This is a genomic window from Bradyrhizobium sp., assembly GCF_035570375.1.
Classification (GTDB): Bacteria; Pseudomonadota; Alphaproteobacteria; order Rhizobiales; family Xanthobacteraceae; genus Bradyrhizobium.
Window position 1 is genome coordinate 24,575 of record NZ_DATMLW010000204.1, and the last position, 9,358, is coordinate 33,932.

At 61.5% G+C, this 9,358-nt stretch carries 9 protein-coding genes; 3 read left to right on the top strand and 6 right to left on the bottom strand.

What is annotated here, in order from left to right; translation table 11 throughout:
* Positions 1 to 8: 8 nt before the first annotated feature.
* From VNX23_RS22455 to VNX23_RS22480, 6 genes are all read right to left on the bottom strand, one after another.
* Positions 9 to 887 carry an alpha/beta hydrolase gene (locus tag VNX23_RS22455; RefSeq protein ID WP_325633696.1) on the bottom strand — a complete coding sequence of 293 codons (879 nt, stop codon included), beginning with the start codon at positions 885 to 887 and terminating at the stop codon, positions 9 to 11.
* Positions 888 to 1,250: 363 nt separating this feature from the next.
* The gene (locus VNX23_RS22460; RefSeq protein WP_325633698.1) at positions 1,251 to 2,174 is read right to left on the bottom strand and encodes a 3-keto-5-aminohexanoate cleavage protein; all 924 of its coding nucleotides are present in this window, start codon (positions 2,172 to 2,174) and stop codon (positions 1,251 to 1,253) included.
* Between the two features lie 30 nt (positions 2,175 to 2,204).
* Positions 2,205 to 3,164 (bottom strand): 3-hydroxyacyl-CoA dehydrogenase, encoded by a 960-nt coding sequence (locus VNX23_RS22465; protein ID WP_325633700.1) that lies wholly within the window; start codon positions 3,162 to 3,164, stop codon positions 2,205 to 2,207.
* Between the two features lie 22 nt (positions 3,165 to 3,186).
* The gene (locus VNX23_RS22470) at positions 3,187 to 5,706 is read right to left on the bottom strand and encodes a branched-chain amino acid ABC transporter ATP-binding protein/permease (RefSeq protein ID WP_325633702.1); all 2,520 of its coding nucleotides are present in this window, start codon (positions 5,704 to 5,706) and stop codon (positions 3,187 to 3,189) included.
* A 10-nt stretch (positions 5,707 to 5,716) separates the two neighbouring features.
* Positions 5,717 to 6,595 (bottom strand): branched-chain amino acid ABC transporter permease, encoded by an 879-nt coding sequence (locus tag VNX23_RS22475; RefSeq protein WP_325633704.1) that lies wholly within the window; start codon positions 6,593 to 6,595, stop codon positions 5,717 to 5,719.
* 185 nt (positions 6,596 to 6,780) lie between these two features.
* Positions 6,781 to 8,037, bottom strand: a complete 1,257-nt coding sequence (locus VNX23_RS22480) for an ABC transporter substrate-binding protein (protein WP_325633706.1) — start codon at positions 8,035 to 8,037, stop codon at positions 6,781 to 6,783.
* A 421-nt stretch (positions 8,038 to 8,458) separates the two neighbouring features.
* On the opposite strand from VNX23_RS22480, the gene VNX23_RS22485 reads away from it, so the two are divergent.
* From VNX23_RS22485 to VNX23_RS22495, 3 genes are all read left to right on the top strand, one after another.
* Positions 8,459 to 8,668, top strand: coding sequence for a hypothetical protein (locus VNX23_RS22485; protein WP_325633708.1), 210 nt, complete (start codon positions 8,459 to 8,461; stop codon positions 8,666 to 8,668).
* Between the two features lie 91 nt (positions 8,669 to 8,759).
* On the top strand, positions 8,760 to 8,930 hold the full coding sequence (locus VNX23_RS22490) for a hypothetical protein (protein ID WP_325633710.1): 171 nt from the start codon (positions 8,760 to 8,762) through the stop codon (positions 8,928 to 8,930).
* A gap of 106 nt (positions 8,931 to 9,036) precedes the next feature.
* On the top strand, positions 9,037 to 9,207 hold the full coding sequence (locus tag VNX23_RS22495; RefSeq protein ID WP_325633721.1) for a hypothetical protein: 171 nt from the start codon (positions 9,037 to 9,039) through the stop codon (positions 9,205 to 9,207).
* Positions 9,208 to 9,358: the final 151 nt, after the last annotated feature.

Below are 9,358 nucleotides of genomic sequence, written 5' to 3' on the forward strand. Positions count from 1 at the left end.
TTCATGCCCTAGGCAACCTGGCGGGAGCGGGAAGAGACCTTCTTCTCCCAGAAGTCAACAATGGCACGTGCGATCTCGCTTGCGTGGGTCTCCAGCGCAAAGTGTCCGGTGTCGAAGAAGCGGATGTCCGCATTGGGAAGATCGCGCCGAAATGCTTCGGCGCCCGGAGGCAGAAAGAATGGATCGTTCTTGCCCCAGGTCGCCAGGAACGGCGGCTGATGTTTGGCGAAATAGGCGTGAAACTTCGGGTACAGTGCCACGTTGCTCGCGTAATCGAGAAACAGGTCGAGCTGGATTTCGTCATTGCCCGGCCGCGCCAGAAGGGCGGAATCAAGCGCATAGGATTCAGGCGCAACCAGTTGCTGGTCAAAGACGCCCTCGACATACTGCCACCTGGTGGTTTCCGGCGTGAGGAAAGCGCGAAGAGCTGCGCGGTTCGCCGCCGTCGGCTCGCGCCAATAGGCCTGGATCGGATTCCAGCCCTGGCTTAGGCCCTCTTCATAGGCATTGCCATTTTGCGAGATAATCGCCGTGACGCGATCGGGGCGCGATGCGGCGAGGCGAAAGCCGACCGGCGCGCCGTAGTCGAACACGTAGATGCCGTAACGCCTCACACCGATCTTGTCGGTGAATTGTTCGATCGTGTTCGCAAGATTGTCGAAGCTGTACTTGTAGTTCGAACCTTCCTTGGCGGTCGTGAAGCCAAAACCGGGAAGGTCCGGGGCAACGAGATGAAAGCGATCCGCAAGCAGGGGGATCAGATCTCTAAACATGTGCGAGGAGGTGGGAAAGCCGTGAAGCAGCAGCAGCGTCGGATGCTCAGGCTTGCCCGCCTCGCGGTAGAACAGCTCATGGTCGCCAACGGAGACGGTGCGATAGCGGATCATCTGACAACTCCAGGGGGTGGGGTTATGGGGGCTAGTAACCTCTGAAACTACGTTTCAGAGGTTTGTCTTGATTAACCCAACCTCGGTAACCTGTCAAATCGTATTTTGTAGGTTACCAGACCTTCCCGAAAATCTCGGCAGGGAACTGACCGCTCGAGACGATGCTCGAATGTTCCCGATTGCAGCAGCACATCTCGCGCCGCCGCGGTGCGATGATTCAGCAGAACTCGGTTCACCTCTCCCCGTCGCGGAGGTCGGATCGCGTAGCGATCCGGGTGAGGGGCTATTGCTCTCACGTGAGGCCGAAACCCCTTGTAAGTCGGACTTCCGTTCGTCTGGGGAGGCCGTCCGCGCCGATCGCGGTCAGACCTCGAGCTTGTCCCCGCCCTTCAGATCAAGGATCTCACGCGCCTCATCCGAGGTCGCGACCTCAAGGCCGAGGCCTTCGATGATCTTCCGCGCAAGCACCACCTGCTCGGCATTCGAGGCGGCCATCCGTCCGGGCGCCGCCCATAGCGAATCTTCCAGGCCGACGCGAACGTTGCCGCCCATTGCAGCCGCCATCGCCGCGATCGGCAATTGATTGCGCCCGGCGCCCAGCACCGACCAGACCATCTTGTCGCCGAACAGGCGATCGGCCGTGCGCTTCATGTGCAGGACGTCCTCGGGGTGCGCTCCGGTGCCGCCCTGCAGCCCGAACACGGTCTGCACGAACAGCGGCGGTTGCACCATGCCGCGCTCGAGGAAGTAGTTGAGATTGTAGAGATGGGCGGTGTCGTAACACTCGAACTCGAACCGCGTGCCGGTTTCCGACAACGTCTTAAGGACATATTCGATGTCCTGGAAAGTATTGCGGAAAACGATGTCCTTGTTCTCGAGGTGCCTGCGCTCCCAGTCGTGCTCGAACTTCTTGAAACGGTTAAGCATGCCGAAAAAGGCGAAGTTCATCGAACCCATGTTCAGCGATGCCACTTCCGGCTTGTAGGTCGCAGCCGGGCGGACGCGCTCGTCCACCGTCATGGTAGGCGCACCGCCCGTGGTCAAATTGATCACGCAGTTCGAGCGCTGCTTGATGATCTTGAGAAACGGCGCGAAGGCTTCCGGGCTTTGATCGGGCTGGCCGGTCTTCGGGTTGCGGGCGTGCAGATGCACGATCGCAGCACCCGCTTCGGCGGCCTCGACCGCGGCATCGGCGATTTCCTGCGGCGTCACCGGCAAGGCCTTCGACATCGAGGGCGTGTGGATCGCGCCGGTGACGGCACAAGTGATAATGACTTTGCGGCTCATTGGTTTGCCTTCGTTGTTGCAGGTGGACGTTTAGGCGTTGTCGGTTTGGGTTGTATCGTGTCTGGCTTTGTGCGCGGCGAGCGCGGCAAGGCGTTGGTTGCGCAATTCGGTCAGCGATGCGATGCGCTCCGCCGTCGGTTGAAACGGCCATGCAGCGATCACGCGATCGACGTTCGGGCTCTCGTACACTTCAGGCCCGGCGGGGCTTGAGGCCAATTCCTTGTAGAAGCCGGTATAGCGGGCGCAGTAATCCGGGATACCGCCAGGCGCGTTGAGCTCTATGGTTTCGAACGGCCCGAGGAACGACCAGCGCAAGCCGAGGCCCTCCTTGATGGTGTGATCGAGATCCTGCGCGGAGATGTAGCCTTCGCCGACCAGGCGGAACGCTTCGGCGAGCAGCGCCCCCTGCAGGCGGTTCAGCACAAAGCCGTTGATCTCGCGATTGATCGTAACCGGCACCTGGCCGATTTCGCGATAGATATTACGGGCGCGGTCGATCGCCTCGGCCGAGGTCCAGGGCGCCCCGCACAGTTCGACCAGCGGCACCAGATGTGGCGGGTTGACCGGGTGGCCGACCAGGCAGCGCGCCCGCCTCTCCAGGTGTTCGGTAAAGCGCGAGGCGGGAAGCGCCGAGGTCGAAGATACCAGGAGCGCGTCTTTCGGCGCCATCTTGTCGAGCTGGGCAAAGATGCTGCGCTTGTCCTCGACTCTCTCCGGCCCGTTTTCCTGGATGAATTCGACATCCCGCACGGCCTCCTCGAGGTTTCCGGCAGCCGAGACCCGCGCCACCGCGGCGTCGGGATCGTCGGCGAGGCCATGGCGCGCCAGCGCGTGCAGCTCGTCGCGGATCAGGCGAGGGGCGGACTTCAGGGTCGGGATATGCGGGTCGCTCAGGCGCACGCTCCAGCCCGCGCGCGCAAAGATCGTGGCCCAGGCGCGTCCGATCAGGCCGGCGCCGACAATGGCGACCTTGCGTTCAGTATCTGCCATTTTTCTCTCTCACAGATTGTCCTCACAGCCAGAGTACCTTGCGTCGCAGATCGAGATCGTCGCGCAGTGCCCGCGACGGTCCCTGGTGAATAACCCGCCCGCGCTCCAGTGCCACCGTTGTATCGGACAGGGCGAGCGCCAGGTCGAGATGGTGATCGACGATGATGATGGCGACTTCCTTGCGCAAGCGGTCGAAGGTTTCGAACAGTTGTTCGACCACGGCGGGCGCCAGCCCCTCGAAAGGCTCATCCAGCAGCAATACCCGCACATCGCCCGACAGCGCCCGCGCTACCGCAACCATTTGCTGCTCGCCGCCGGAAAGATAATCCGCCGGCGTATCGAGCCGCTCGCCGATCCGCGGGAAATATTCGTAGATGCGCTCGCGCGTCCAGTGCACGCCGTGGCCGGTCTGGCGCTTCAACCCGCCGAGTTCGAGATTTTGCTCGACGCTCATGCCGGCGAACAGGCCGCGGCCCTGCGGCACATAGCCGATGCCAAGCCGGGCATTTTGCGCGGAAGAATTGCCGATGAGCTCGGTACCGGCGAGCGTGATCGATCCACCTGAAGCCGGCGCAATCCCGATCAGGGTCTTCAGCAGCGTCGATTTGCCGGCGCCGTTGCGGCCGAGCAGCGCGATGATCTCGTTCTCGTGCAGCGTGAAGCCGACCTCGTTGAGGATGTGGCTTTTGCCATAGAACGTGTTGACGTTTTCGGCTGTCAGCAGCGCGTTGAGCCGCGCGGCCGTCTGGCGCGGTCGCGCCGCCACTTGCGAGGCGCCGGAGCCGATATAGACCTCCTGCACCTTCGCACTTCGCCGTGCGTCTTCCACGGTGCCGTCGAGCAGAACTTTTCCCTCATTCATCACGGTGACGTGGTCGGCGAGCTGGAACACCCGGTCGATGTCGTGTTCGACCAGAAGCACCGGCAGATCGGCCGAGATCCGCTTGATGATTGCGCCGATCCGCTCGCGCTCGGCCGCGGCGAGTCCTGCCAGTGGCTCGTCCAACAGCAGCACGCGCGGCGCGGTCGCAAGCGCCACCCCCATGTCGAGCAGGCGCTGACCGCCATAGGACAACAGACCCGCTTCGGCTTTCTCGATTCCGGACAGGCCGAGATAGCGGATGACGGCGTCGGCCTCGACATTGATCGAGGTGATCGACAGCACGGGCGTGAAGGGATCGAAGCGCCGCGGGTGTCGCGCCTGCACGGCCAGGCGGATATTTTCCCCAACGCTCAAGGCTGGAAACAGATTGGTGATCTGGAACGAGCGGCCGATGCCGGCGCGGGCGTTTTCTTCCGGCGTATGTCCGGCGATTCCCTTGCCCATCAGCGACACCGTGCCTTCGTCGGGCGGATAGAGCCCCGAGAGCAGATTGAACGCCGTGGTCTTGCCGGCGCCGTTGGGCCCGATCAGCGCGTGAAGCGTGCGGTCCACGATGGCGATATCGATCCCCTGAACCGCCCGGATGCCGCCAAAGTGCTTCTCGATGTGGTGGGCGGAAAGCACCGCACCATCGATGTGAGCCTTCGGGCGCAGGAATTCCGGCAAGGGAAGCACCTCGACGCGGCGTGCCGACATGGCGGCGTCTTCGACGATCTTCTTTCGAAACGGCGCCATCAGTCGCTCGCCGACGCCGACAAGACCGGTCGGCGAAAACACGATGAAGGCGACGAACACGAGTCCGAACCAGAACAGCCAGTTCTCGGTGTAGATCGAGAGGAACTCGCGGAACAGGATGAAGAACAGCGCGCCGAGCGCGGGGCCCAGGAAATTACGCATGCCGCCGATCACGACCATCGCCAGCAAATCGCCGGAGAACGACACCGAGATCGGGTCCGCAGAGGTCATGCGGTTCTGAAACAGCAAAAGGATGCCGGCGAGTCCGGTTATTGCGGCGGACAAAACGAAGGCGGCGAGCTTGTAACGGTTGGTCGGGTAGCCGAGAAAGCGCGCGCGCTGTTCGTTCTCGCGGATCGCAACCAGCACGTGGCCGACGCTCGAATGATGGAAACGCCATAACAGCAGCAAGACCAGGAACGCGATTGCCGCGACCAACCAGTAATAGGGGGTCGAGGATTCCAGGTTGAAGCCGAGCAGCGTCGGGCGGGTGATCCCGCCAAGCCCGTTCTCGCCGCCGGTGACTTCCGTCCAGCGAAACGAAACCGCATAGAGCATCGCCGACAGCGCCAGCGTCAGCAGCGAGAAATAGACGCCGCGCCGTCTCAGGATCAGATAGCCGAACGCCGCCGCAATCAGGCTGACGATCAGGGTGCCGGCAATTGCGGGGCCGAAAAACGAATCATGCATCCAGTTGCGCTGGACGAGAGCGGCCGCATAGGCCGCGAGCCCAAACCAGGCTCCGTGGCCGAACGACACCAGGCCGGTATGGCCGACCAGGATGTTGAGCGCCATGCAGGCGATCGCGAAGATCACGACCTCGGAAGCCGACGTCATCGTGAGCCCGAGCGCAAGCAGGATCTGTGGCAGCACGAGGAGAGCAATCGCGGCGATCAGCAACGGGACGGGCAGGCGTTTCCACATGCTTGCAGCCTCACTCGAACCGCGTGATGCGCTCGCCGAACAGGCCGCGCGGCCGGAACAAGAGAACGAGCAGCATCAGAAGATAGATCGCAGCGGTCGAGGCCGCCGAATAGCCGATCCCGACCATCATGCCCTTGACGAGACCAACCAGGAGCGCCGCCGCCACCACGCCCCAGAACGATCCGAGCCCGCCGATCACCACCACGACGAAAGCCGGCGTGATGATCTCCTGGCCCATCGCGGGGTGGATCGAATAGATCGGCGCCAGCAACACGCCGGCGAGGCCCGCAAGCCCGATGCCGAGCGCGGCGACCGCGGACATATAAGGCTGCAGCGAGATGCCGAGCGCACCCACCATGTCGGGATTCTGGACGCCTGCGCGAACCACGCGGCCGAAGGAGGTTTTTTGCAACAGCAGCCACAGGCCGGCGATGCAGGTCGCGGCGATGCACAGCAAGACCACGCGGTAGAACGAATAGATGAAACTGCCAATCGCGACCTGCCCGCGCAGCCATTGCGGGATGGAATAGGACAGGGGCGGTGCACCAAAAATCATCCGCAGCACCTGCTCGGCGACCATCGCCAGACCAAAGGTCATCAGCAGCGAGAGAATCGGATCGGCTCGATAGAACCGGCGGAACAGCGTTCGCTCGATCACCATGCCGAGGAGGGCGACCGCAATGGGGGCTGCGACAAACGCGCCGCCGAAACCGAGATAAGGCGAGATCACCAGCGTCAGATAGGCGCCGATTGCGTAGAACGCGCCATGGGCGAGGTTGACGATGCCGCCAAGCGAGAAGATCAGCGACAGGCCGAGCGCGATCAGGAGATAGTAGACGCCGTCAAGCAGCCCGTTGAGGATTTGCTGGGTCAGCAACGTGGCGGACATAGGTTTGGGTTCCGCGAAGCGCGCGAGGACTGCGCGCCTCAAGAGTTAATAGACATCAACGGGCGATCCGGGTCGTCATTCCGGGATGGTCCGCAAGGACCAGACCTCAGATGCGCAATTGCGCATCGGGGAATCTCGGGGTTCCGGATTCGATACTTCGTATCGCTCCGGAACGACGCCTCAAATCAACTCGGGAACGTGCAGCTGTTCTCTTCCCTGGTTGCGGCGATCACTTCGAGGTCCTCGTTTGGGCTCGGCACCGGCGGGCTCGAGGTGAAGATGTCCCACTGATTCCTGATCTTGTCGGCGGGAAGCGCGGTTACCGCGTACATCTCATGCATCAGTTGATGATCGGAAGCGCGGAAATAACCCTGACGCGTCTTGAGCACATCGTATTTCGCGCCCTTCTCGAAATGCTCGATGATCTTCGGCGAGTCCGTCGATTTGATCTCGTTGACGGTTTGCGCGACGATCTTGGTGGCGATGTAGTCGCCCCAGGCCTGGTTTTCCGGCGGCTTGTTGTATTTCTTGGTGAAGGCCGCGACGAAAGCCTTCGACCCGGGCGTATCGAGAAGATGATGCCAGACCACCGGCCAGGTGCCGACGAAATTGCCCTTGCCGGCGGCCCAGGCGAGCGCTGTGTCGAAGCCGAAGCCGCCGACCGGGAAGGTGAGGCCGAACTCGGCGTATTGTTTGAGGAAGTTGGTGATCTGGTTGCCGGCCAGATTGATCACCACGAGATCCGGCTTGGCGTCGCGGATCTTCAACAGATAGGCGGAGAAATCGGTGGCATCGGTCGGCACCAGGTCGTCGCCGGCGAAATTGCCGCCATTGGCCTCCATGAACCGTTTTGAGACTTTCAAGAGGTCGTGGCCGAACGCGTAGTCCGCCGTCAGCGAGTACCATTTCTTGCCCGTGACCAGGCCCTCGCGCAGGAACGAGCGGCCGACGGTTTTGACATACATCGAATTCTGCGACTCGACGTGGAACATGAAGCGTTTGCAGTCCTTGCCGCGGAGCGCATCGGAATTGCCGCCGGTATTGATGAAGAGGATCTTGTTGCGCTCGGCGACCTGCGCAATGGTCAGGCACGAGGCAGACGAAATCTCGCCGACGATGCAGGCGACCCTGTCGCGCTCGATCATGCGCTCGGCCTTGGTGGAAGCGGTCTGCGGGTTGACCGAATCCTCCTTCAGCAACTCGACCTTGCGTCCCATCATGCCGCCGGAGGCGTTGATTTCCTCCACCGCAAGATCGATCGCCATCACGGCATATTCGCCGAGCGGTCCAAGAAATCCGGTGCGCGGGGTCAGGTGACCGATCCGGATCACGTCGGAAGTCTGGGCGCGCAGGATCGCGGGTGCGGAAATTCCTGAAACCAGTGCGATGCCGCCGGCGGCCTGCAAAACGCCGCGGCGCGTGATTCGATTTTGGTCTGACATCAGCCTTCTCCCTGCGTGGCGGCCGTGCGAGGTCCGCTTTCTTCTTTCCGTCAGCCGCTCGCCTTCATGTTGAGAAGCGCGCCGGTTCGGCTTGTCGTGATCTGTGATCACTGGAGGTTTCCGATTATCCCAGTGAAAAAGCAGTAATATCAGTAAGATGGTTGTGTGGTTGCTTCCCGTGGTGACCGCGGGAAGCGGCTGGGAAGCTCCTGGAGAGCCGTTCAATCTGGCTGGCCCAGACCATCGCCCATGTGAGGTCGACGCACAAGCGGTGCCCGCGCGCGCGGCGTTGGGCCTTCTAAGATCGAGGGAGACGGCGCGCGACACTGAAGGGGGGATTTCCCAGGTCTCGGCTTGCGGCAGATCAACCAGGCTTCGGGAAAATGATTTTATAAATTTTTGCTTTTGAAAGGAGACTGCGATGCCTTCGCTCCATCCCGTCCACGCGCTGCTCGCGAAACTGGAAACCGAGCGGCTTAGCCTCGTCCAGAAACTTGCGCAGAGCAGCGCATTATCCGCCGATGCCCTCAAAGAGCTTGCAACGCTGCAGGCAGCTCTGACTGCGGTCAGCGAAGAGATTGAAACTCATGGTCCAAAGCTTGGCGGGGGCAGTGGAAAAGAACTGGAGTAGAGACATTTACAGTATGTCTCGGCGCGGGTGTTACAAGAGCGCGCCGTCTCTGCCCTGAAAATTCCCGTTCCTGACTCAGTAGGTGGCCTTCATGATTGGCGACATCGAGCGGCTGACCCTGATTCAGGACCAGGTTATCAAATTGCGCCGCTTGGCTGCCGAGACGTTCGACCGCGAAATATCCCTGCGACTTTCCGCACTTGCGGATGAGATCGAGCACAGAGCGCGTGAGGCAGACCGGCGGCTGTGCTCTCCGAAATAAATCCGCATATGCACAAGCAGATGGGCTGAGCGAAGCCGCGAAGCCGCCGCCTGGTCGAGCTTTGGGACTTAAAGGATCAAAGACCGGGTGCGGGAGGGAGTGATCTATGGCGGTTCATCGAGGCGAATTCGTTTATTTTCAGCTAGAGCATGAAACTGGTGTTGAAGAGTGTGCCGTCGCCCGCGACGCGCTGCTTGATCTTGGCCGCGCTCACCGCGCCGATACTTCATCAGATGAATTGCTCAACATAAACGTCTGGAACGTCTGGATGAAGTGATAACGTTCAACCGCCGCCCAATCCATAGCGGCTTCCCTGCCGGCCCGATCCGCGGAATCATAGGGCATGCCCGCCCACCAACCTATTCTTACCAACATGGATGAACCCGGCCCCGACCATTTCGAGATGCGACGGCTAGAATCGCTGAGCA